Source organism: Maritalea sp. S77 (assembly GCF_049801075.1).
Classification (GTDB): domain Bacteria; phylum Pseudomonadota; class Alphaproteobacteria; order Rhizobiales; family Devosiaceae; genus Maritalea.
On sequence record NZ_JBNAGG010000003.1, the window covers coordinates 1 to 23,943 of the forward strand.

At 48.9% G+C, this 23,943-nt stretch carries 19 protein-coding genes; 7 read left to right on the plus strand and 12 right to left on the minus strand.

What is annotated here, in order from left to right; translation table 11 throughout:
* The first annotated feature begins 93 nt into the window (after window positions 1–93).
* On the plus strand, window positions 94–1,116 hold the full coding sequence (locus ACP15Y_RS10835) for an IS110 family transposase (protein WP_424982476.1): 1,023 nt from the start codon (window positions 94–96) through the stop codon (window positions 1,114–1,116).
* 385 nt (window positions 1,117–1,501) lie between these two features.
* Here ACP15Y_RS10835 and ACP15Y_RS10840 read toward each other — a convergent pair whose 3' ends face one another.
* Both ACP15Y_RS10840 and ACP15Y_RS10845 read right to left on the minus strand, forming a co-directional pair.
* Complete coding sequence (locus ACP15Y_RS10840; RefSeq protein ID WP_424983096.1) at window positions 1,502–2,083, minus strand: Fic/DOC family protein; 582 nt, start codon at window positions 2,081–2,083, stop codon at window positions 1,502–1,504.
* Complete coding sequence (locus tag ACP15Y_RS10845; protein ID WP_424983097.1) at window positions 2,083–2,298, minus strand: hypothetical protein; 216 nt, start codon at window positions 2,296–2,298, stop codon at window positions 2,083–2,085. Before ACP15Y_RS10845 ends, ACP15Y_RS10840 begins: the two co-directional genes overlap by 1 nt.
* 148 nt (window positions 2,299–2,446) lie before the next feature.
* On the opposite strand from ACP15Y_RS10845, the gene ACP15Y_RS10850 reads away from it, so the two are divergent.
* The 3 genes from ACP15Y_RS10850 to ACP15Y_RS10860 all read left to right on the plus strand — a co-directional run bounded on the left by ACP15Y_RS10850 (window position 2,447) and on the right by ACP15Y_RS10860 (window position 7,934).
* Complete coding sequence (locus tag ACP15Y_RS10850) at window positions 2,447–3,082, plus strand: tyrosine-type recombinase/integrase (protein WP_424983098.1); 636 nt, start codon at window positions 2,447–2,449, stop codon at window positions 3,080–3,082.
* Between the two features lie 195 nt (window positions 3,083–3,277).
* Window positions 3,278–6,244 (plus strand): ATP-binding protein, encoded by a 2,967-nt coding sequence (locus ACP15Y_RS10855; RefSeq protein WP_424983099.1) that lies wholly within the window; start codon window positions 3,278–3,280, stop codon window positions 6,242–6,244.
* 13 nt (window positions 6,245–6,257) lie between these two features.
* A complete protein-coding gene (locus ACP15Y_RS10860; protein WP_424983100.1) occupies window positions 6,258–7,934 on the plus strand; it encodes a response regulator receiver domain in 1,677 nt (558 codons plus the stop codon).
* An 18-nt stretch (window positions 7,935–7,952) separates the two neighbouring features.
* On the opposite strand, the gene ACP15Y_RS10865 is transcribed toward ACP15Y_RS10860, so the two are convergent.
* The 5 genes from ACP15Y_RS10865 to ACP15Y_RS10885 form a co-directional block, all read right to left on the minus strand.
* Complete coding sequence (locus ACP15Y_RS10865; protein ID WP_424983101.1) at window positions 7,953–9,044, minus strand: DNA cytosine methyltransferase; 1,092 nt, start codon at window positions 9,042–9,044, stop codon at window positions 7,953–7,955.
* 452 nt (window positions 9,045–9,496) lie between these two features.
* Window positions 9,497–13,105 (minus strand): hypothetical protein, encoded by a 3,609-nt coding sequence (locus tag ACP15Y_RS10870; protein WP_424983102.1) that lies wholly within the window; start codon window positions 13,103–13,105, stop codon window positions 9,497–9,499.
* 2 nt (window positions 13,106–13,107) lie between these two features.
* A complete protein-coding gene (locus tag ACP15Y_RS10875; RefSeq protein ID WP_424983103.1) occupies window positions 13,108–13,641 on the minus strand; it encodes a hypothetical protein in 534 nt (177 codons plus the stop codon).
* Window positions 13,610–13,906, minus strand: coding sequence for an SH3 domain-containing protein (locus ACP15Y_RS10880; protein WP_424983104.1), 297 nt, complete (start codon window positions 13,904–13,906; stop codon window positions 13,610–13,612). The genes ACP15Y_RS10875 and ACP15Y_RS10880 overlap by 32 nt, the downstream gene beginning before the upstream one ends.
* A gap of 117 nt (window positions 13,907–14,023) precedes the next feature.
* A complete protein-coding gene (locus tag ACP15Y_RS10885; RefSeq protein WP_424983105.1) occupies window positions 14,024–15,781 on the minus strand; it encodes a vWA domain-containing protein in 1,758 nt (585 codons plus the stop codon).
* 135 nt (window positions 15,782–15,916) lie between these two features.
* Between ACP15Y_RS10885 and ACP15Y_RS10890 the strand changes: the two genes are divergently transcribed.
* Entirely contained in the window at window positions 15,917–16,738 is an 822-nt protein-coding gene (locus ACP15Y_RS10890; RefSeq protein ID WP_424983106.1) for a YARHG domain-containing protein, read from the plus strand.
* A 264-nt stretch (window positions 16,739–17,002) separates the two neighbouring features.
* Here the strand turns inward: ACP15Y_RS10890 and ACP15Y_RS10895 are convergent, their stop codons facing one another.
* From ACP15Y_RS10895 to ACP15Y_RS10910, 4 genes are all read right to left on the minus strand, one after another.
* Window positions 17,003–18,013 (minus strand): zinc-binding alcohol dehydrogenase family protein, encoded by a 1,011-nt coding sequence (locus ACP15Y_RS10895; protein WP_424983107.1) that lies wholly within the window; start codon window positions 18,011–18,013, stop codon window positions 17,003–17,005.
* A 9-nt stretch (window positions 18,014–18,022) separates the two neighbouring features.
* Entirely contained in the window at window positions 18,023–18,367 is a 345-nt protein-coding gene (locus tag ACP15Y_RS10900; protein WP_424983108.1) for a cupin domain-containing protein, read from the minus strand.
* Window positions 18,364–19,452, minus strand: a complete 1,089-nt coding sequence (locus ACP15Y_RS10905; protein ID WP_424983109.1) for an alkene reductase — start codon at window positions 19,450–19,452, stop codon at window positions 18,364–18,366. The genes ACP15Y_RS10900 and ACP15Y_RS10905 overlap by 4 nt, the downstream gene beginning before the upstream one ends.
* Before the next feature lie 115 nt (window positions 19,453–19,567).
* Window positions 19,568–19,960, minus strand: a complete 393-nt coding sequence (locus tag ACP15Y_RS10910; protein ID WP_424983110.1) for a glyoxalase — start codon at window positions 19,958–19,960, stop codon at window positions 19,568–19,570.
* A gap of 107 nt (window positions 19,961–20,067) precedes the next feature.
* Between ACP15Y_RS10910 and ACP15Y_RS10915 the strand changes: the two genes are divergently transcribed.
* Both ACP15Y_RS10915 and ACP15Y_RS10920 read left to right on the plus strand, forming a co-directional pair.
* Window positions 20,068–20,955, plus strand: coding sequence for a LysR family transcriptional regulator (locus tag ACP15Y_RS10915; protein ID WP_424983111.1), 888 nt, complete (start codon window positions 20,068–20,070; stop codon window positions 20,953–20,955).
* Window positions 20,956–21,313: 358 nt separating this feature from the next.
* Window positions 21,314–21,994: an NYN domain-containing protein gene (locus ACP15Y_RS10920; RefSeq protein WP_424983112.1), complete on the plus strand. Its 681-nt coding sequence runs from the start codon at window positions 21,314–21,316 to the stop codon at window positions 21,992–21,994.
* A 24-nt stretch (window positions 21,995–22,018) separates the two neighbouring features.
* Here the strand turns inward: ACP15Y_RS10920 and ACP15Y_RS10925 are convergent, their stop codons facing one another.
* Window positions 22,019–23,923, minus strand: coding sequence for a beta-galactosidase (locus ACP15Y_RS10925; RefSeq protein WP_424983113.1), 1,905 nt, complete (start codon window positions 23,921–23,923; stop codon window positions 22,019–22,021).
* Between the last annotated feature and the right edge of the window lie 20 nt (window positions 23,924–23,943).

Genomic DNA, 23,943 nt, shown 5'->3' on the forward strand with positions numbered 1-23,943 from the left:
ATCCCAATAGCGGATGGTGTGGATGGCTCCTACACACCGGCGTTAAATGCGCCATAATGGCAGGTGTTATCACTGCTAGTATAGGAGCCACAAATGCAGATTATCACAATTGGCGTTGATCTTGCCAAGAATGTTATTCAGGTCCACGGCGTTTATGAAGATGGATCGGTCGCTTTCAACAAACCCTTACGTCGCGCCCAAATGCTGCCCTTCTTCGCAAAATTAGCCCCCTGCTTGATTGGTATAGAGGCTTGTGCATCGAGCCATTATTGGGCGCGTGAGCTGACGACGCTGGGTCATGAAGTAAAATTGATGCCAGCCACTTACGTAAAAGCCTATGTTAAACGCGGCAAATCGGATGCGGCAGACGCTGCTGCTATCTGCGAGGCTGTCACACGTCCCAGCATGCGGTTTGTGGCCATCAAGACAGAAGACCAGCAAGCTATATTAAGCCAACATAGTGTTCGTCAGGCACTGATCAATCAACGCACCCAGCTGGTAAACATGATCCGTGGTTTGCTCGCCGAGTTTGGGATTATTATTCCCAGAGGCATTGATCATTTGCGCCGCCTTGCGCGCGAGATGCAGGTTGGCGAACTTTTGGAAATTCCCGAGAGTGCTGAAGATGTCATTGCGCTGCTGTGCGATCAATTGATTGATCTTGATTTGCGCATCGCCAGGCTGGACAAGACCATCTCTGAGCAGGCCAAGCAGGATGAACGCATTGAACTACTACGAACCATACCCGGCATCGGGCCCCTAACAGCCTCCGCCATCGTTGCGACCATCGGCAATGGAAGGCAGTTTCGAAGTGCTCGCGACTTTGCTGCCTGGATCGGCCTGACGCCACTCAACAAATCGAGTGGTGGTAAACAAGTGTTGGGGCGCATAAGTCGCATGGGCAATCAATATCTACGCAAGCTTTTGGTCAACGGCATGGCAAGTCGCGTGCGCGCTGCCAAAACCAAACCTGAAAGAGCTGATCCATGGATGCTCAGCCTGCTCGAGCGCAAGCCCGTAAAGCTCGCGGCCGTTGCTATGGCAAACAAAACAGCTCGCATAGCATGGGCGGTGCTCACCAATGGCGAACCGTACAGGGAGATGAGTACAACCTAAAAAGAGAATAAGTTTGCAAGAACGTATGATGTGATGAATATCCGGGCCAGCCGGAGAGCCAAGACACCCCGCCAATGTCCGGGGACATAAATAGTCCGCCAAGCGGAATGGGACTTGGTTCGCGGAAATCATCAGGGCCAGCAGCATAAACCTGCATCAATAGGCCGGACACAGGACTGTATCTGATCTCGGAAATAAGTCACAAAAAGTACTTGCAATTACGGAGCCATCCACACAGGACATTGGAGCCATTTGATTTGAATTCCTTAAAGCGGACCTTCGTCGGCCGCGATGCTAGGCTTTGGACAGCCAGCGGAATTCTCTTCCTATTCCCTAAATGGCGGTGGCTAGGCTATGCGTTGAAAGTCTTGACGCTACGTACCAACTACGACATCAAGTCTAATATGGCTTGTTCAAGCGGCCTATTTTCGCCGTGAAAACTTGTAATCATTGCCTGCATGAAAATGTCAGGATCGATTTGGTCTTCGTTCATGTTGAAACCAGAATTGGCAAGAAGAATATCGAGCAGCGTAAGCTGGCAGCGCCCATTTCCTTCTCTGAAGGGATGAATGGCGTTGATTTCAGCGATGTAATCTGCCGCGCGCTCCGCAAAGTGTTTTGAGTTAGTAAGCCCAATTAAATGGTCTTCATTGGCTAGCTGCCCAAAAATTCTAGTCATTTCGCCATCAATATACTCGGGAAAGCAAAACCAGTTTCCACCTTTTCCAGTCCTGATTTCTCGGGATTGGCCGGCCCAGTCATAGACGTCCTGGAAAAAATGGCGATGAATGCGCTTGTAATGCTCGTAGTCGAGGTTACCAGTGGGTAGCGGTTCTTCCGCCCGCGTCAAATACATCAGTTGCTCAAATTGATCGAGCTCATCCTGCTCGCGAAGGCCGGCTTTGTTTTTAAGAACTTGTGTACCCTGATAGCAAAGAGGATCTTCGGTGGCCTTATAGCGACTCATTAGCCCTGCTTGGTGGCAAACGAACTCATGATTTCTTTGCGCAAGGCATCACCTTTAAGCCCGCGGCGCTCTAGACGGGAGATTAAGTTGCGAGAATTTGAATTCAAAGACATACCTTCGACCAAGGCGAATTTTGAAGCTTTCGCTTTGCCGAGGTTGGTTTGGACAAACCGTCCAGTAGATGCTTCGCGTTGTGTCTTTACGATCTTGCTCATAGGAAAACTTTACCACAATTTCGTAATTAAACGCAAAGGGATTAGCTGCACCCTGTCCCCAATTTGCCAATTGCATCATCACAGTGAGATAATAGGTTGCTAAATTTCGGAGTGCTGTGGTTGGAGGGTATGGTGAAAAGGACCTGTCATGTCTGCTTCAACAAACCTACCAATGGTCATTCCATCCAATCGGGCCTGGAATCGTGGACGTATCATCGGCCAAAAAAGACCACTTCAGCCCAAACATGTCTGGGCAATCCGCGTGCGCCTAGAAATTGCAAATGCGGTGAGAGACCTCGCACTATTTAACACCGCAATCGACAGCAAGCTACGTGGGTGCGATCTCGTCAGATTGAAGGTTTCTGATGTTTATAGCGCCGGCGCCATCAAAGAACGTGCTTCGGTCCTACAACGCAAAACCAAGTCACCAGTCAGATTTGAATTAACTGAAGGAACCAGGGCATCGCTCAAAGAGTGGATCAATCATCCCATAATGAGAGGCCACAGCTTTCTTTGGCCTGGTCGATTTCATGATCGACCCCATATTTCAACCCGGCAATATGCCAGAATGCTCAAAGGTTGGGTTCAATCAATTGGTTTGGAGCCAAGTGCCTATGGGACGCACTCAATGAGGCGAACAAAGGTCGCGCAAATCTATAAGAAGACAGGCAATCTTAGAGCCGTACAATTACTTCTAGGTCATACAAAAATGGACAGCACTGTGCGTTATCTTGGCGTGGACCTCGAAGACGCTTTGTCGATATCTGAAAGTGTCGAGATTTAATTCGACGAATGGGTCGGTCAATCAGGATGGCCCGTTCTGTTTTTTGATCGAGTGTTTGCATGAGCGTCAAAGATGCAATCGTATATTAAAATGACGTTGGCAAAGTCAAATTTCAAGGCTAACTTGCCTCGTGAAGAGAATACGGATTGGAATTATAAGGCGGTGTCTCATGCGTAGAAAAGGTCGGCAAGTTTAGTGGCAAAGTTTCACATTAGAGCACGAACTATTGATCTTCTTGGTCGACAACAGATCGCCAACATATCGACGGCAATCAGTGAGCTATTTAAGAACGCGCATGATGCTTATGCAACAATAGCAGAGGTGGATTACTTTCGGGACGATGGGCTCTTTGTCTTAAGAGATGACGGTCTCGGGATGACCAAGCAAGACTTTGAAGATCGCTGGCTCACACTTGGGACTGACAGCAAGGTAGGATCGTTTTCGGGCCTAAAACGTCCCCCCGTTGACAGCGCGCAAGACATTCGCCCACTACTTGGCGAAAAGGGCATAGGACGGCTAGCAATTGCGGTTATCGGTAGACAAGTACTCGTAATAACTCGTGCTAAAGTCGGTGGAAAAGCTGAGGACAGCATTACTGCTGCTTACATACATTGGGGTTTGTTTGAGCTACCTGGGATCGATCTCGACGAAATTACTATCCCACTTGAAACTTTTAGAGCTGACACCCTGCCGAATCTTGAAGATGTGCAAGAGATGGTAGCAAAAGCCCGGGATAGCCTGAACACCCTTTCCAGCCGAATAGACGAGAAGGTTGCTAAGACTATCCGCGATGACATGGATGCTTTCAAAGTAGACCCTCGAGATGCGTCAACCTACCTTGGGCAGCCTTCTTTCGATTTGAACGGATCCGGAACTCATTTTTACATACTGCCTGCAGATGAGATCATCCAAGACGACATTGATGATCGGGATGAATCCACCAAGGCAACAAGGTTCGAAAAAAACCTCATCGGCTTCACAAATACCATGACGCCGGAATTCCGGAAGCCAAAGATCATAACACGGTTTAGAGATCACATGGACGAGGGAGAGCCTTTAGAGAGAGTCGGCGAGAAAGCATTCTTTAGTCCTGAAGAGTTCAGGCAAGTCGACCATCATATTCGCGGTCGCTTCGATGAATTCGGTCAGTTTCGTGGAAAGGTTGGCGTCTATCAAACATTGCCCTCCGAATATGTGCTCAACTGGCCAAATACAGACGGCAAACCGACTAGTTGCGGCCCATTTGACTTTTCAATCGCGGTGATACAGCCAACGCCAACGGACTCGCTAGTTGATCCTACCGAGCACGCCAAAATCCGAAGAAAACTTGAACGGCATGGCGGAGTTTACATCTACAAAGATGGGGTCCGAGTTCAACCATATGGCGGTCCGGACTTCGACTTCCTCGATGTTGAGCGCCGACGAAACTTGCGAGCAGCAACAGCCTACTACTCCTTCAGAAATATCATGGGGGCGGTCGAACTAACATCTCTAGACAACCCCAACTTGGTAGAGAAAGCAGGGAGGGAAGGTTTTCGTGAGGATAAGGCTTACCGGCAGTTTCGAAGTATTCTGATTAACTTTTTCATACAGTCGGCGGCAGATTTCTTCCGGGAAAATGGCAAATATTCTGAAGAATGGACTGAAAAACGTTATGAACTCCAGCGCCTCGATGAAGTTCGAAAAAAGCGTGAGAAACAGTCCAAAGGCAAGAAAGACAGGTTCGGTGAACAGTTGGAGAAATTCTTCAAGGTTATAGACTCCGGACAGTTGCCAAAAACCATATCTGATGCGGTTGCAGGTTTTGAAGCGGACGTGCTTTCCGAAATCAATAGCAAGAAGAATCCACAAGCCAAGGCACTTGCAATTGGCCGTCTGGAGGCTGAGGCGAAGTTGCATCTGGACCAACTTCGTAAGGAGCATGCTATCTCGAAACCGCGAGGAGTTGGGCTAAACACCGAACTACGCAACAACTGGGAGGCCTACCAAACAGAAATGGGCAGGCTAACGAATGACCTAGTGTTGCCCGCCGAGAAGACGATCGAGAACATCGTCACAACAACTGTAAAGAAAAACAAGCTGAACCTTGAGCCTGGGCTGCGACTGAATGCTGCCGTCCAAAAGCACACGAAAGAGACCCTTTCAACCATGAAAACTCTGCGAACGCAGACGGAGGAGACCCTCACCGACCTTACACGCACAGTAAGGGATACAACAAAAAACAGCTTTCGAAACGTATCGAAAGTCGTTGATGAGGTCCTCGCCGAGCTTGAGGCCGTTAAAGGTAAGAAGCAGGCAGAGTTCGATTTCTCAAAACAGCGGGAGGCTTTCGAGACCTTGGTAGCTGACGCATTCGAAGAAGAGAGCGAAAAACTGCGGAAGATCTACAGTCAACTCGACGCTGTTCTATCATCAACCCAATCCAGCGGTTCAGATATGGTCGAAGTCACTGAAGCTCTGGAAGAGGAAGTCGTCGCGCTTCGCGAGCGACAAGAGGTCGATTTCGAGCTCGCCCAAATTGGGATGGCGCTTAACACGATTAATCATGAATTTGGAAAGACGGCTGGCAGCTTGCGAGACGGCCTTAGACGCATGAAATCCTGGGCTCATGCCAATCCTGACATGAAGCGCCTATACGACGACATGCGCGTCAATTTTGATCACTTGGACAGCTACTTGGCATTGTTCAACCCACTAGACCGGAAGCTTCAGTCGACAGCCGTCGATATCAAAGGCAGTGATATATTTCGATTTGTGTCTGACTTGTTTGAAAAGCGGCTTAAACGTCACAATGTTCGGCTGGTCGCTGATGAGGGGTTTAAGGCTCATACTCTGCATGGGTTTCACGCGGACTTTTATCCTGTCTTCGTCAACCTAATCGATAATGCGATCTATTGGGCGTCCAGTGCGAGAAACGACGCGGGCATCATTGAACTGATTGAAGACAATGGCGACCTTTGTGTCAGAGACAACGGTCGTGGAGTGAGTAGCATTGATGTCCGAAACATTTTTGAGCTCAGCTTTACTCGAAAGCCGGGCGGCAGAGGAATGGGACTGCATATTTCAAGGCAAGCGCTTGGCCGGCTTGGTTACGAACTGAATGTCGATCCACCAACCCCCAATTCTGGTGCCTGTTTCCGTATCTCAAAGATGTCTCAATAGAAGATTTGATCAGATGAATTTTGCCGACGACCAATACAACGCCGCCAGCTCCTTCGCGTATACAATGATCGTGGTTGACGACGAACCTGTAGATGACCCTGTCGAACCAGAACCAGCCCTTGAGGTTAAGACGCCTGGTAGGCGCGATGTTGCGGCCGCCAAGAAGGTTGATCAGAAACCTGAAGCAAAACGCTCACATCCGCTAGACGCAAAAGGATTGATAAAGAGCGCCCTAGACTTGGGGCTTGTCTGCTCGGTTGTTAATCCGACTGGTGATGAAGGTAGTGTAGCTAAAAGTGTCGCTAAGGCCTCGTTGAGAGCTGATATCGTATCCTTAGACTGGCACATGAATCATGGTGATGATGGCGAGCTAGCATCAGAGATTATTCAGGAAATTCTTCGTGGGGATGAGGCCATTGGAGGACGCCTGAGATTGATTGCGATCTACACCGGCAACAAGGATCAGGGAACCATCCTTGAAAAAATTGCTGAAAGGCTCAACGCAGCCGAGGAAATCTCTGGCAAGGTTACTAAGACAGGTGATGTCCTTAGCAACTCGTCAGGTTTACGTATAATTTGGCGTGAAAAATCGATGGGCAATGAAAAATTGGCCAATGCCGTTTCCGAGACGCAACTTCCCAAAGAGCTGTTGAAGGCGTTCTCAGAATTGTCGAATGGTCTACTTTCGAACGTCGCGCTCGCAACGATCTCCTCGATGAGAGACACGACGCATCATGTTTTGAGCAAATTTTCGTCAGAACTCGATGGTCCATTCTTTCATCATCGCGCACGTCTGAAAAATTCAGCCGATTCAATGGATTATGCCATTTCTGTTGTAATGAGCGCTTTGAAGTCAGAGGTGGATAAGTCAAAAGTCACTTCTAAATACACGACCGTTGACGCAATCAAACGTCGCTTAGCCCAGATGCCTCAGCACCCAGAAAATTTTACGCTTCGGTACATAAACAAAAAGAATGAAGAAAAAGAATTTAAGCTCAATATTGAAGATGTCATGTCAATTATGGAACGTGGCTTTTCAGATTGGCCGGAAGCGGACAAAAAGGCGGCTGAGGAGAGGCAAAGCGACCGTCAAGCCAGCCCAAGGCCGTCCAAAGACACGTTTGCCAACAGTTTTTCGACGTTGTTCTGCGACACTATTGAAGCGGCAAATTTATCCATGTTGCAGTTCTCGTTCCTGACTAACTCTCAGTCAAGCGAGCTTAGTATGGTACACCGAAAAGCACCGCCAAAATTGGGGCTAGGATCCGTCATTTTCTCGGATGTTGAAGACGGCTATTTTTTATGCTTACAAGCGACCTGTGATACTGTTCGTGGGGCTGGATTATTTTTCTTCGTACCGCTCGAAGTCGTGGATAGTGATATTCCAGATATCGTTGTTCCTCATGGAAGAAATGGAGCGCTTATCAACTTCGTGGGCCTTTCGGTTCCGCCAAAGTGCTACACCAAATCCCTGTCTCTCGATTTTGGTGTGATAAACGATGCCATTGGGCATATCCCAATATACTATGATGAGCAGAGAGAGATTTACCATGTCCCGGATGCCAACAATACGGACTACCGCTGGCTCGCAAATCTTAAGTACAAGCGGGCACTTAGAATTGCGCAGAATATGAGCCAGGAAATCTCTAGGATCGGCTTCGATGAATTCGAGCCATTTCGCAAAGGTTAGCTGCCAACTAGTCTGGGGTCAGCAGTATGCCAACGATTTTGCAATCTGTATGGCGTGCCGCCTAATGAATTCTGGGGGCAACGCATTCCCGATCATTAATGCAACTTTGCCGCGACCTCCAGTGAGGTCAAACTGATAGTCAACAGGAAACGTTTGAAACAATGCCGCTTCACGCAAGCTAATTGCACGATCTTCTTCCGGATGCAGGTATCGTCCCTTTGATGGGTTCCCGCAGCCACCTGTCATCGTAGGGGAAACTTTATTCCAAGACATTCGTCCATATACATCACGAAAGCCAGAATTGTTGCGTTTATGGCAATCAAGTACAAGATGTTCAGGCAGCGATGTTCTTGATCCCCCGTCCTTGGGTATATTGCGGATAATCTCAGCCACATGTGCAGCTCTGTTCGGAACGTGGTCATGCAACGGGTCACCTGCTTCACCGACAGGTGCTAGACGCACAGCATCGAGGCATCTTCTGACAGTTATGGTTTCAGATTTTTCGGCTTGCTTGACTTGGCCAGTTTTGGAAGCAAGCAAGATCATTCTATACCGCCGTTGAGGAACACCGTATTCTGCTGCATCCTCTACCCTTATGTTCTTCCGCCCTACTTTGTAACCAAGCATTGAAATTCGCTTCAAGAACACTTTCATTCGGTTATCATGAGCTAGTGCAGGCACATTCTCCATCATTATAGATCGAGGAGAAATAGCCTCTATAATGCGTAGAAATTCAAACAGGAGGTCATTCCGATCATCTGCAACTGCATTTGACTTTTTACGGGTTCGAAGCGTTGAAAAACCCTGACAAGGTGGGCAGCCAGCCAATAAGTCGAGTTCGCCCCTTCTTAAGCCAGTGGTTTTCAGAAGTTCTATAGCACCAATTTTGCGGATGTCTTTTCGAAAACAATGTACATCTGGGTGATTAAGACTATACGTCGCTGCCGGGATTTTCTCGATTTCAACACCCGCTAGCACCTTAAACCCAGCTTGCTTCAAGCCAAGCGTAAGGCCGCCAGCGCCGCTAAAGAGGTCGATGGCCGTCAAAACACTATTCATGCGCGAATGTAACTGGCAATGGGCATCTACTTCTGCCTTTTGGTCCTTCAAAGCAATATCACCCTAACGAATTGAATAAACCAACCTTTTAGCAGCCAGAATAGCTATTTCTAACGGTCATCTCAAGGAAAAATCACGCAGTTTGACACCTTTAAGAGTTAACAACGCATAATCATTATAACAATCTATATAGGAAGCCTGCTTTCTGTTCGCCGATGAAGCTTGGCGGATTTACTTTCGATGCGTCCACTTTCTACATAGGTTTGCATCACAGACAAACCGGAACCAATGATTGCATTGCTAGCTGATTTACCAATTTGAAGGTCCTAAAAGTACGTATAGCTAACATAAAGGTTGACATTGTTGAATGACCGCTTTCCCGTCCGTTCTGCCTATCGCAACAGTGCGATTATACAATAGGAAGTACTGTCAGTTCGGTGGCGCTGATGATGTTTCTGCACTCTAATTTTCCGACTGTGCAAAGCCACGAATAAACCCAACTTTCAATCCACTCCCTCCAAATATGCTGCGAAGGTGAGCGCCGTATTCAGCATATCAGTTGCTTCGATACGAAACTGGTCTGGATCGCGGCCGGTGGCGTGGTAGGTCCAAACGTCTACCGTTGGCACTATTATTCTGCACCTAAAACTGGCAGTATACTCGCTCGCTTCATCACAAAATAGCCAATAGGTTTGGCCTAGCAACTGCGAGGCGATGCGCGATTTTATTCTGTCATCCGGCACACGTGCCCACAAGTTGGAAATAAGCTCAGTGCTCAGGGCCCCTCGCGCCAAAAGCGCGTAACCGTCGAAATCGGCTGTTTCATAAGGAAACTCAACGCCGCCTGCCTGATGCGACACAAAGACTTGAGTGGCGTTGCTGGCCTCCATTTGATCCAACAAATCTTGAGGGTGCATTTTTAGGACGGACAAATCGAAGGCAGAAGGTGCCTCAAGGTATAGTCCTGACGAATGAGGCGGTTTGCTACGATGTACTCTTAAGCGCGCATGTGCCTTTAAAAAGGCATCATAAGACTTAAGCACGGCGGCAAATTCGGTCTTCACCTCGTCACGTACGATAAATCTTCCTCCGTTTTCAAAGAATGGTCCTGGGTTTGAAATAACAAACCCGTCTGTGGGGCGCGCACTTTCCTCAAGAATTTCAAATGCAGCTTCAACAGCATTAGCCTCGGCATGAAAAATGCCTTGGTTGTCGTGATCACCTGAAGGAAAATGCACTTGGAGCGTGTGCAACGGGTTACTTTTTCCTGATTTCCAAACGGACGCGACACCATAACCTGCGACGCTGAGAATATGATCGAAAGCATAATCAGGGATACCCGTTGGGGCGGTGTTAGATGCGTCCGCAAAACCAACACGCGGTCTGATCAATTGATAACCGCAACTCTTTACCGGGTCACCCCCGCGATAGGTCTCACAAAATTTCTCTTTGGTGGCCATATATTGCGAAAAATCAAAGCTGGTTAAATTGCCTTCTAGTTGCTTTGCACGATCAAAGATTGGCGCTTTATGCTGGACTTTGAACGCATTGAGTGCGGCGTAGTACGCACGTTTAGCGATATCAAAATCGCTAGGCGGTTCACAAACCTCAGCAGGCGCCTGATCGAGCAATGCACTCAAATCGGGTTCACTATTGATATCGAGTTGGCTTGATGCCTCCTCAAGCCTGGCATCAATTGCGCGGACTCGCTCCTGATGTTCAAGAATGCTATCAATGAGTGTCGACACAAGTTGGCGTGTTTCATTCTCATCTAGCGACGCGACATCGCGAAGGGCGTCGGCCCTAATCTCGTCTAACCGGCCACGCTCTTCTTGCAACTGAGCAACAAATCCATCGGTTAATTGATCCAACCCCGCTTTCACGCGGCGAGCATCCTCTTTAGGAAATACATTGGAAAAAATATCCTTCAAAATTTCTTTTGAAGGTGCTGCTGACGACGAATGGCCCGAATCCGCAAATATGTCATCGTTGGGACCAACAGATTGGTCGGTCGATGGTTCGATGCCCCCACTTGGGAAAGCCGGTAGATCGAAACTCGGCGCGACGAATTCGGGCAAAACAATTTCATTCGTCTGCAGCTTTTGCCCCACTGGTGGCGGGCTAGACAATTCGATTCCGCCATGTTGCAACACATTATCATTGTTTGAAGGAGAGTCGACTTGTTCAGTATCATCGTTCGCAATTGAGGTTACATTGCCTTGGTTTGGCAGAACACCGGGAATGGCTTGTTCCAACCACGCGCGTCCTTCGCGACGTTTGCGCATCGTATGGGCGCTTAACTCGGCATAAGCCGCTTCCATCCATTCTGGACGCTCTAAGTAAGACGCGATTGCGCTGTCATGTGCAGTTTGTGGCACCTTTACAGTTGCATCAAAACTGGTTCCAGTTTCGGGGTTGAAGCTATGTGAACGCACGCCGCCGTAGAGTTTGACTTCGCGGCGCAGTGCTTCTTCTGCAAGCGCCCGAGCCTGCAACTCAACTCTAATCTCTTCGTTCAACGTTTCATAGCTCCGCACCCCACCAATTATGCCCGCAAGAATGTCACCGCTATTCAGGCCAAATTCGTCATTTCCAGTTTCGGAGATATTGATTTCGGGTTGAAGGGGCACGCCCGCTTTCGTCAACTCGGCGCGCGCCCTCTCTTGGACCTCCCTTAAGGCTGCAAAAGGTCCAATTTCACCCGCCTCGAAGGCCGCAATCGGATCTGCAATACCTTCTTTTACACGCTCTTCATAAATTGCGCGTCGCACGGTTGCGGTCTCATCCGCAAGTGCTTGGAAATAACTTAACACACGTTCTTGCTCTTGGGATGGCAAGTTCAGGATTTGGCTGACCAAACGCTGAACGTCTTCACTTTTCGCGCCAATTCCCTGTGGCACCAATAGGTCGGTGCTGTCTGGGTTCGTTTCGTTACGCTCTCGAGAAACTGAAAGCGGGTTGTCGCCGTCTTCACCGGCATTCTCGACCAATCCCGTCAGCAGATCAGCCATTCGGCGGCCTTCTTCGCGTACAACTTGATCGAGATAGCCATCCAATCGGTCTGCGTGGGCGGTCAGTTCATATGGCTGGCCAACATCAAACTTTGCACGCAATTTGGCCTGAACCGACTCGTAATGGCTGCGCCCAAGCCATTCATAATCGATTGGACAATAATTTTGGGGTTGAGCACAAGAGAATGGGTAAACAATTGGCGACAAGGCATATTGTTCGTAGATATTTTGTGCAGCTTTGAACACGCGATATAGAGCCTCAATGTCGGCTGCAAGCCGTTTATCAAAGTCTGCAAGATCGCCATCATAGTCGCGCAAAAATCGTTGTTGTTCGTCGGCCAAATAGGCTGCAATTTTTCGATCTTGTGCAGTCGCCCCTTCTTGCTGCTCCATCAGTCTTGAAAAAGACTGTTGATGGAATGTGTCATACACACCGCGCAATAACGCATTTTCTTGCCCAGGCAACGCTTCTAGTATGTCGTCCAGCCCGCCTCGAAAAATCTCGGTATATTTCGAGCGTAATTCTTGATTGTAATCGGCATAAGATTGGCTCTCATCTGCCTCAATGCCAAAAATTGGCGTCCAATGCTGAAAAGGCGATAGTGCGCCAGATTCGTCGACAAACTCTTGAGCTAGTGTTTCGCTTAAAATCGGAATTTGTGCCATTGCACGGCGCAAGGTCAAAAAGCTGTCCTGCCATTCATCACGGGACCTATTGATATGCTGTTCCAACTGTTCCCAGCCAGCGAGTGCCGTTGATATTTGTATTAAAATCTTCTTGTTGCGATCCTGCCAAAGCTGATCATATGTCGCCATTGAACAACTTTGTGCCGCGCGCTGCAAATCGCGATCTAGGGCATCGATCTCACTTGCGGGCATGACCAGAAGATCTTGCAATTGCATCCTCAGACCAGAAGAGTAAAGGCTATTATGGTCGTGTTCATATTGTTCCACCGCGTGCTGCATTTGAGCAGCCATGGGCCCGGAAAGAGTGCTCGATTGCGCAAAAGATGAGGTTGAAGAAAGTGACGGCATCAGCAAGGCAACACACAATATGCCACGTCCCATATTCTCAAGCATACCAAACAGTTTCGCCTTCATTTTCATTCCTCATTCGTGCGTTTTGGCCGGAAATCTCCTGCCTCAAAATAAACAGTGCCAATCGGTGCGTCTTCATCTGTCAAAAGATGAAACTCAAGCGCACCCTGCCTGTTATTCTGTATTATTCTTAGTTTTTCGAAATCTTGGCCATATGGCCCCATGATGTCGATCCCAGTTTGCCGAATGCTCACCGCCATTAATTGTTCGCCTTGACTGGCGCCCCCCTGCCAGACGGTAAAAATATGAAGTCGTTCGGTTTCCAATTCTCCGTGCTCAACCAAAAACACACCCTGATATGCAATTGATTGCATCTCGGAAAAGCGGTGCAACCGCACGCCATCGACAGCCACAAAGGGTGGATAATCAGTAATTTCACCATCATTGGTTTCTTCCGACCAGCGGCTCTTCCAATCCATGGTTGGCCAATCTGCGGCAACAGCCATCAGTGGCATTGAACAAAAAAGTGCTGCAAGCATGAGACTTTTTAAGATCATTGTCATGAAATCAGCCCGCCAGAATTTGAATCCAGTCTTCATGAACCCACCCCGTCTTGCCGTCTGTTTCCACTGGCCGATCATTTTCGATCGGGCTACAGATCAGATCCTTTGCCGCATAGACAATACCTATCCATGCGCCCCGCCGATCAAACAGCCAGACATGATCACCATTGTGCAGTTCGTCCAACTTGATGTGTTCCAAACCTGGACCTAAGCGAACAGCGAGGAAACCGTCACCCTCCACATTCAGGCCGGTCACATGACCTAGTGCACAGGTGTCGAGCCCGTCGCTCGCATGTTCCATGACCGGCACATTCAGGGTTTGCGCCCAAGCCGGCGAGAAGACAGATACAGCAAACGCCCCCGTCAGACAGGCGCAGGCAACCGAAACGCTTCGGACATACATCTTCATGGTCTTACCTCAAGGAATGGTGACGTTAACGGTGGTAGTTTTACCCGGTTCAATCGCAAACACATCCGTTTCCAGCGTTTCGTTTTTGCCCTCTTTGTCCTTACCCATGACGCGCATATGATACTGGCCGACGGGAAGGGCGAGCAAATTTGACGTACCTGAATTGAAATAGGCCGCGCGTTTGCCATCGCTTTCACGAACATAATCAATGTTAAAAATCCGCAATCCGGATTCACTTTTTACGGTGTGCTCCAGCAAACCTGCCTGCATATCGAAGACCGGCTCCGCAACCGCATTGGATTTGATCTCAATCGGAAACACCTTTACTACCGTTATTGTTGAACCATTGTAGCTCAGCATCGCCCGCACAAAGTACTTTCCGGGTTTCATGGGTTCAGAGCGGGACCCGCCGAGCATGAAGTTAATCCCGTCTGCATAGCTGTTGTTGGCGTTTTCTTCTGATTTGTATATTCGATAGTCGACATTTCCCCCCAGCGGTTTGCCACCGGGTGTTAAGACGGCCGAAGGTCGAATATAGCCAACGCGCATATCGAAATCGTAGCGAGTCTCTTCTCCCGCGACGATATCAATTTCCGTACTTTCCGCGATTTGATCATGCGTGGCGACAACACGGTAACGTCCTGCAGGCAACCACGTGTTAGAGTTTGAGGAGGCGTTTTCCGTCAAAGGCTCTGGTGCCGCTTTGCCTTCCATAATCGGATAAAACTGGTAGAAGATTGGATCAGCGGCTATCGTCTTATCATCTGTTGCGTAAGCAAACAAAACCGCTGAGCCACCATTGAGATTAAGTTCACCAATCTGCTTACCGTCATCGCCGAACTCAATTTTGCCTTGGCCTGTAATCACTGAGCTCTGATAACGTGCTGCAACCTCATATTCGCCCGCTGTGAACACGGGGCCGGTTGGAAAAATGACGCCTAGGCCCTCATAGAAGGGCTTTCCGTCCTTATAAGCATTCCATTTGACATCAAGTGGCGCTATCCGTTCGCAGGTCTCGCACAATTTTGCATAGAGAAATTGAGACGCTCGTGGTTCAGCTTGCGCCACTGCTTCTTTGACAACTGAAACGGTCTTCTTCAAGGCATCCTGCAATTCATTTGCGTTGTTGGCCTTGAAAAATTGCCCGCCAGAATTCGCAGCAATGCACTGTAATGACTTTGTTTCTTCTTCATTTACATCAAATCCGATGACATGAACGTCAAATCCTGGATTGATGAAATTATAGGAGAAGGCTGTACTGCATGGATCCCCCCCACAGGTTTCTAGCCCGTCACTGACTAAAATGATCTGCCGAACACCACTATTCGTGCCGAATGAGGAAGCCGCGGCAATCAAACTTGAAGCAATGGGTGTTTTCCCGCGCGGCGATAGCGAATTTACGAAATCTATGAGTTGTGTTTTGTCGTATTGACCGGGATTGGCAACAACTTCTATGTCATTGCAATCATCCTTTCTCCTATGCCCGTATGCCAACAATCCAACCGGAATTTCATCGTCCCAATTCTCGATAAGTTTGGTCAAAACGTCTTTGGCAATCGTGACTTTGGCAACACCATCAATTTGCCCCCACATGGAATTCGAACCATCAAGAACAAACATCACTCGACTGTCAGATGCCGACAAATTGTCGTTTGAAAAACCTAAACTATTTATAGAAAGCATCAAGCAAGCACATAATGCTGCAAAAAATTGTTTCGCAAAATCCACCATTTCCTCCCACACCAGACTAACAATCAGCTTAGCCAATATAACTGGATGCTCGCTTTTATCTAAACAATAGGAAAATCTATTGGAATGGGGAAGCTATGTAGTTAGGATAAATCGGAAATAGGGGGATATTTAGGGAAATTTCCATGTTTTTTGCTTATAAAACAAAGTGTTATGGGTAATTCTGCACAAATGGTTTCGCGAAACACAGATCAGGAAAATTTTGGTTCATACCTGAGCAAGCTCATGCACTTGCGTAACATTAAATCAGACGAGCAAATTGCTAGAAAAGCTACCCGACTTCAAATGATCGGCTCTGATCGAATAAATGTACAGCGTCGCACAATAAACAATTGGCGAAACAACAAAAATTATCCCCGATCGATGAAGGATCGGCAATTCCGTCTGGTTTTGGATGCACTTGAGGCGACGGACCAGGAGCGGCTCAAACTTGAGAAATTTTTGGTTGATCATTCAGAAATCACTCAGGTGGGTTCTCCGCCAAAATGGAGAACGATTTTTCAGGCACACCCTTGGATTGTGCTTCTGATATTTGGCCTTCTAACGGGAGGTTTGGCTGTAGGGTTTAGTGAAGCTGATTCAGTCAACAACCGTTCTGAAACAGTAGAGATATTCACGCAAATCCCTCATGAGAAGTTAGCATTGTCAACATCTGGCTTCATACTGCCACAGTCCAACGACAAACTTATCGATGTTTCGCAGCTTGAAAAATTAAACAGTTGGGAACTCTATGTCGCGCGAAATGAGATATTTGCTCGTCATGGTCGACGGTTTACCAAAGAAACCAGCATATGCCTACAAAACCACTTCTCGCGCTTTAAAAAAATAGATGCCAAAGGTTGGTATCAAAGTACAGAAGCTGACATTATCCTCAACAAAATAGAACGCACCAATGCGATAAAAATTAGAAACTATGAATGCAACAAACGCGGCGGCCAAATGAATTGTACTGGCAACCTAAGCGCTTGTAATTGAGGGCATTAAAGATTGCTGCAATCTGTTCTGTAGCAGAATGAATGCGAACAACCTCGAATGGTGAGCAAAATGTTGCACACTATAATCGAACCCACACTTGTTTACCTTACGTAATGAACTCAGTTCAAATCGCAAGGTGAACCGCTCGCTTCCGCTCTTCAGTAAATCTATTCTGCGTTCGCCCCTCTTAACTCCGACATAATATGTCAGATCGTCTTATTCCACAGTCTGCAACTCACAAAAATTCGAAGTCCGCTTTCCGAGTCAAAAACCTTCAACAACAATCTTCCCCTTTGCCTGGCCGGTTTCAACTAATCGGTGTGCTTCGCGCATATTTAGCGCGTTGATTGGGGCAAGCACCTTCGATAGGGTCGTTTTGATCGTCCCTGCATCAATTTGTTCTGCGACATCGTTCAACAGCTTATGTTGTTCAATCATATCAGGCGTCTGATGCATCGCACGCGCAAACATAAACTCCCAGTGCATGCTCGCAGCCTTCATTTTCATTCCACCCATCGGCATGGGCAAATCAGTGTCGTCAATTGAAACGATACCGCCTTGTGGTCGAATTAGTTCAACTGCAGCTTCCCAGTGGCGCATATCGTTAAAAATAGCAATGTGATCAACATGCTGGAAACCTAGCGCACGAACTTGTTCCACCATATCGCCACTGTGGTTCACGACATGATCAGCCCCTAGAGCTTTCACCCAATCTGAAGTCTCAGGGCGTGAGGCGGTAGCGATCACCTTCAGACCAGCCAACTTGGCAAGTTGGATACCGATTGAGCCGACACCGCCACCAGCGCCGATGATCAAGATCGACTGGCCTTTGTCAGCGCCATCACGGTCAATGCCGAGGCGCGAGAAGAATGCCTCATAGGCTGTTATGGTGGTTAAAGGTAAAGCGGCAGCCTCCGCATGGCTAAGTGATGCAGGTTTGTGCCCGACGATGCGTTCGTCCACAAGATGAAATTCCGCATTTGTACCTGAGCGTGTAATATCACCCGCATAATAGACTTCATCGCCTTTTTTGAAGAACTTCACATCAGGGCCAACGGCCTCCACAATGCCCGACGCATCATAGCCAATTATGCGCGGGGTCTCTTCAACCTCATCCTTTGGGGCGCGAACTTTCGTATCTACTGGGTTCACTGCTACAGCTTTGACAGCAACAAGAATGTCATGTCCCTCTAGTTTTGGCGCAGCCATTTCAAGATCAAGGAACGCATTGGTGTCCTTAACGGGCAAGTAGTGCGTAAATCCAACAGCTTTCATGGGGTTCTCCTAGTTTGTGAATTCGACGGTTACGAAGACTAGCTCCGTTTCGCCGGTGTTGGTCAGGTCATGGACAAAAGAATTGTCCTTTGACAAATCGGGGAAATGTCGCGTTTGGCTACTCGTGTAGGCCAAATTGACCACACGCCCATCATCGAAACGGGATTGGGCTGTACCATCCGTTAGGACCGTCCAGAAATAAGGTCGAGCGTGGCGGTGCGCCGGAAGGGTTTCACCTGGTGATAGGCGCAGATGCCAGATATGCATCCCATCAATTGACGAAACCAACGTCGTTCCTATCTGGTCGTTTGTTTGACCTATGGCAATTTCCTGATCTGAAAGCGGCGCGGTCATGCTAGCGCTACATAGGTCGTATATCCCTGTGCGTCCCCGCCAAAAAGCGTATCGCCATCGAAATCAGTGATTGGCAGGCCTTGGGCAAAGCGATAGGGCAAGTCAGGGTTCGCGATGAACGGACGTCCGAAGGCAACGGCATCGACAAAGCCGCTATTAATCATGAACTCAGCCTTTTCCCGCGTATAACCGCCAGCAACGATTACCGCACCAGTGAAAGATGCGCGCAATTCCTTTCGAAACCACTCCGGCGTTTCTGGTGCATCGTCCCAGTCCGCTTCGGCGAGGTGGACATAGGCTAGCCCCATGCGTTCCAATTCTTTCACTAAGCTCAGTATCGTTTCAGGCGCCTCCGAATCCTCCATCCCCCTTTGCATAATAAACGGAGAAAAGCGTATGCCGGTGCGGTCTGCACCCATCTCGGATAAAACAGCTTCAACAACTTCCACAGCAAAACGGATGCGATTCTGAACTGGTCCCCCGTAAATGTCGTCACGGTGATTTGACGTGCTGCGTAAAAATTCGTCAATCAGATAACCGTTGGCAGCATGGATCTCGACACCATCGAATCCAGCAGCTTTGGCATTACGCGCGGCAAGGCGATAATCTTCCACGACACGGGCAATTTCGTTCGTTTTGAGGGCACGTGGCACGGGACACTCGACCATGCCGCCTCTCCCGGTGGTGGGATCCACAACCCAAACAGTAGCGCCGGGCGCAATGGCGGAGGGTGCAACAGGTTTGCCATCTAAATGAAACATGGGGTGGCTCATCCGCCCCACATGCCAAAGCTGTAACACGATGCGCCCACCCCTGGCATGGACCGCATCTGTCACCCTTTTCCATCCGGCAATTTGTTCCGCAGAATGAATGCCCGGCGTGAAGGAATACCCCTTCCCTTCGGGCGTTATCTGAGTGGCTTCAGTAATGATCATGCCTGCTGAAGCACGTTGCGCGTAGTATTCAGCCATCATCTCGTTCGGCACATCGCCCGGTTGGGTTGAACGAGAGCGTGTCATCGGAGCCATGACCACTCGGTTATCGACGTCAATGGCGCCGATCCTTGTCGCATTTAAAAGTGTCATTTTGTGTTCCTTTTTGGGTGTTTAGAAACGCTAGGCTTGAGCGGCGAGAAGGCAACGGCCCTTCCAATGCCGGATGTACCTCCGACAATTATGGTTTTTGTATCACTCGAAAATTTCATTGAGTTGCCTCTTCGGCGCTGGGCTCATTGAAGACCACTTCTAACAACGGACCACTAGGGGTTCGGAAAAACAAACGGCGTTCGTCAATCTCAGGTAGATCCATTGCCGAATATTGGATTTTCAAACGTTCAAGTTTAGCTCGAAAAGTCCCATAGCCGTTCAAGTGAATGCCAACGTGATCGAAGGCTTCAGCAGCGCAATCAAGCCCATAGCCGTGTGCGCCAATCAGATGTATAATCGGCCTACCGCCAGCGTAGAGCCAATGTCCGGGGATACGCTGGATTGCCTTTGGGCGCCCGTATTCTTCTAGGTCTTCAAATACATTTAATAAAAACGCGCGCATTCCAGCGAGGTCGCGGGTGCGGATTGTAATGTGATCAAGATGCATAGGATGACCCCTTTCGAATGGGAACATAGCGACTTTCATAAATGGCGATAATCGGTTAAAAATAGAAATAATATTTCGGATTTGCCGAAAAATGGAAGTATGATACTATGTTTGACAACCTCGCTCTTTTTCTACGTATCGTAGAGCGCGGCGGTCTTTCCGCCGCCGGGCGTGACTTTGGATTAGCACCCGCTACTGTTTCTGAACGGCTCGCAGCACTTGAGGCACATTATGGTGCCACGCTGCTGATCCGCACCACTCGCTCCATCAGCCTGACCGACGAAGGCCGACTGGTTGTGGACGGCGCAAGACGACTTTTATCGGAAGCGGAAGATTTAAAGGCTCAAGTCCGACACGGTGTTGAAAAGATCTCCGGTCTCATCCGCCTTAGTGCACCGTCAGACCTCGGACGCGTACGTATTGTGCCCCTTCTCGAGGCATTCCAAGCACAGCACCCAGAAGTAAGTGTCGATCTGACACTGGGAGACGGTTACCTCGATTTGGTCGGGCTCGGCACCGATCTGGCTGTTCGATATGGCGTATTGCCGGACAGCTCACTGATCGCCCACCGGCTCGCAACTTCACGCCGCATCCTTTGTGCGTCTCCTACCTATCTCAACAGAAATGGAGTTCCTAAAACGCCGCAAGACCTGTTGCACCACAAATGTTTGATCATGCGTTTCGGTGAAAATGTTGCCCACGAATGGACCTTTGGGAAAGATGGCAATACTGAAACCGTTACCGTTCGGGGACATCGCACGACCAACGATGGCAGTATTGTCAGAGAGTGGTGCCTAAAGGGACATGGCATTGCCTTCAAGTCCCGGTTGGACATCTATGATGAACTGAAAACAGGAACTCTGGTGCCGCTACTGGCTGACTACGATTCTCCCGATATACCCCTCCAAATTGTTTACCCTGGCAATAGGATTTTGCCACGTAGGGTCAGACGGCTAATCGAACATCTTGATGAGGCGTTTCGTGGTATAAAATAGGGAGATTTTGGCTATAAATTAGAAAGGTCAAACAGGGCTTTTCACTAGATTGCAAATCTTGAGATCGAACTATGCTCACCAGGGCCCTTATGGGTACAGACTTACGTGACACTGGCGAATGCCCGCCTTCCGACCTGCACTAAAACGCCAACCGCACAATCTGAGCAATGAAGTATTCCGGCGATAGTCGTATCTTCCGAACTGCTCAGCTAAAACAATGATGGATGATGTCAAAGCATCTTCACCGGCACGGGGCGTTCGTAGCTTATGCTGCGTAGAACGGTTCTGACCAATCACGTGTTGTTCCAAATTTTTAACATTGCCCCTCTAACAATGTTGTAGAAGGGAGTTTCAACGGATGAAAATTGAGGATTGTGCACTACTTATTGATGGCGACAATGTTTCACCGGATTTTGGCGAGCAGATTCTCCAACAAGCGCGCAAGCAGGGGAACCTTTGTGTCGCGCGCGCCTATGGCGGCGCTCAAACTGCGAATGGCTGGGTCAATTTCCCAGGTGTCGGCTTTTTTGCAGCTGGAATTGGGAAGAACGCATCTGATACCCTCCTGAGCATAGATGCTGTGGATCTGCTTCACTGTAAAGATATCAAGCAATTTATCATTGTGAGCTCAGACGGTGACTTCTCGCATGTCGCAATGAGATTGCGTGAGCACAAGGCAAATGTCGTCGGCATTGGCGAAGAAAAAACGCCTCAAACGTTTCGCAAAGCATGCAACAAATTCATAATTCTCAAGCGCCCCGCGGCAAGGAAAGCGGCGCCTCAAAATGAAAAATCATTTAGCAATCCTAATCAACTTGATAAAAGAATTGCTGAGATGATACGCCAGCATGGTGATCCAAAACAGGGAATGATGGTGGCTGAACTCGCGCCTCGGATGCACGCCAAGTATAAGATTAAGATCAGTTCCTATCCCGAGAAAAACTGGCGGGGTTATCTGAGCAAAAGACCTACATTGTTTCAACTTGATCCGCGCGGGCCGAAGTCTCGGGTGCGCTGCCTAAAATTTCTGTCGACCTAGATACTTTTTCTTTTTACTGCGCTCTTACTTCTTCAGGAACAAGATTTCTGCTGGTGCGAATTTTTGGTCATTATGTGTGACCTCATGCGCACTATAATTCATGTAGATGATGTGCTGGTCGGTTTCGCGGCGGCGGAGGCCATCTGGCATAAGCTCTGTGCGAATTTCGACGTCATGTAACTGGGTGCTGATGAACTCAACTAGTGACGCATCGTCGAACCAGCCGGCGCAATAGATCAGATTGTGTTTTTCCACGATGGCAGGTTGGCCCTGCGTTGTGGTCAGCAGGGTGGTGACATCGCCTTCCAGATGCTCAAACCAATGCAAGAAGCTGCTGCCATTTGCGAGGGGGACGTAAGCGCCGGGGCGCAGGCTTTCTACATTGGTGATGTGCAGTGGCAGGCCGTCGATATCTGGCGCTAGCGCTTGTGGGATGGCGAATTCTTCGGTTTTGGCGTTGGTGCGCGGGCCGAGCACCACTTTGGCGCCACTTCGGCGCAATGCGGCTTGTTGCTCGGCACTAAGTGTCATGACGCCGGGGGCGAAGATAACGTCATAGGCGGCGAGATTTTCTGCATTCGGCGGCACAATATCGATGTTCACGCCAAGGCGGCGAAGCGCTTTGTAATGGTGAAAGACCAAGTCGAAATAATCAAATCCTTGGCCTTGTGGTTGGATTTCAGTGCCCCACTGACTTTCGTAATCAAACATGAGCGCCACGCGTGCAGGCTGGATTTGATCAGTTTGCAAAATCGACAAATCGCGAACGACGTGCTCCGCCTCGTGGGCAGCGATGTTTGGGTGATCATTGGGCAGATAAAGACCTGTATGCATTTGTTCTTGCGCGAACGGCGCTTGTCGCCAGCGGAAATAGAGCACACTTTCTGCCCCATGGGCGAAGGCTTCTGTCGCCCATAAGCGCACCATGCCCGGCAAGGGAGCAGGATTGTAAGGTGCCCAATTCACTGGCCCCGGCTGTTGCTCCATAACCCACCATCGACCACGACCCACCGCGCGATATAGATCGTGATGGAAAGCCTGGAAGTCAGGATGCCCCTGCTTGAAATAGGCGATCTTGAACGCTTCGTCTTCATTGATGCGGTCTTCAATAAAGCCAAGCGGATAGGAATCCCAACTGGCAATGTCTAAATCCTGACCGACTTTGAAATGATCAAAATCGGTGATGCGACCCATATAATTATGGATGATCGGCGCGTCTGTTTGTGCGCGGATTAAATCCACTTGCAGCTTGTTGAAAGCAACCACTTGATCTGAGGAAAAACGGCGAAACGCCATTTGGTGCGCCGGGTTTGGCTCAGTGACCGTGAGGTTGGGCAAATCCACCTCATCAAATGCACCATATTCCATCGACCAGAACACATTGCCCCATGCCTGATTGAGCGCTTCGACAGTGCCATATCGGTTTTTCAACCAGCGCTGAAAAGCGTCGCGTGCTGCGTCAGAATAAGAAATGGTGGTGTCGTGACAGCCATATTCATTGTCTGTCTGCCACGCGCAAATGGCAGGATGATCGCCATATCGTTCGGCCAACAAGCCAACAATGCGGGCGCATTCCTTTTTGTAGCCTTCGTGGGAGAAGCAATAATGACGGCGGGAGCCGAATTTGCGCGGTCGCCCTTGTGCATCAACGGCTAACATATCGGGATGTTTGGCGAGCATCCAGCGCGGCGGTGTTGCAGTGGGCGTGCCCAAAACAATTTTGAGCCCGGCATTTGCAAGGGTATCAATTGCTTGATCGAGCCATGCCCACTCCAACTGGCCGGGTTTAGGCTCAATTTTGCTCCACGCAAACTCGCCAATGCGCACCCATGTGAGGCCGAGCTCAACCATGCGCTGGGCATCGCTGGCCCACATATGGCTGGGCCATTGTTCAGGATAATAGCAAACGCCGAGGCCTTTTTGGGTCATAGAGCCACCTTTCTGTGATG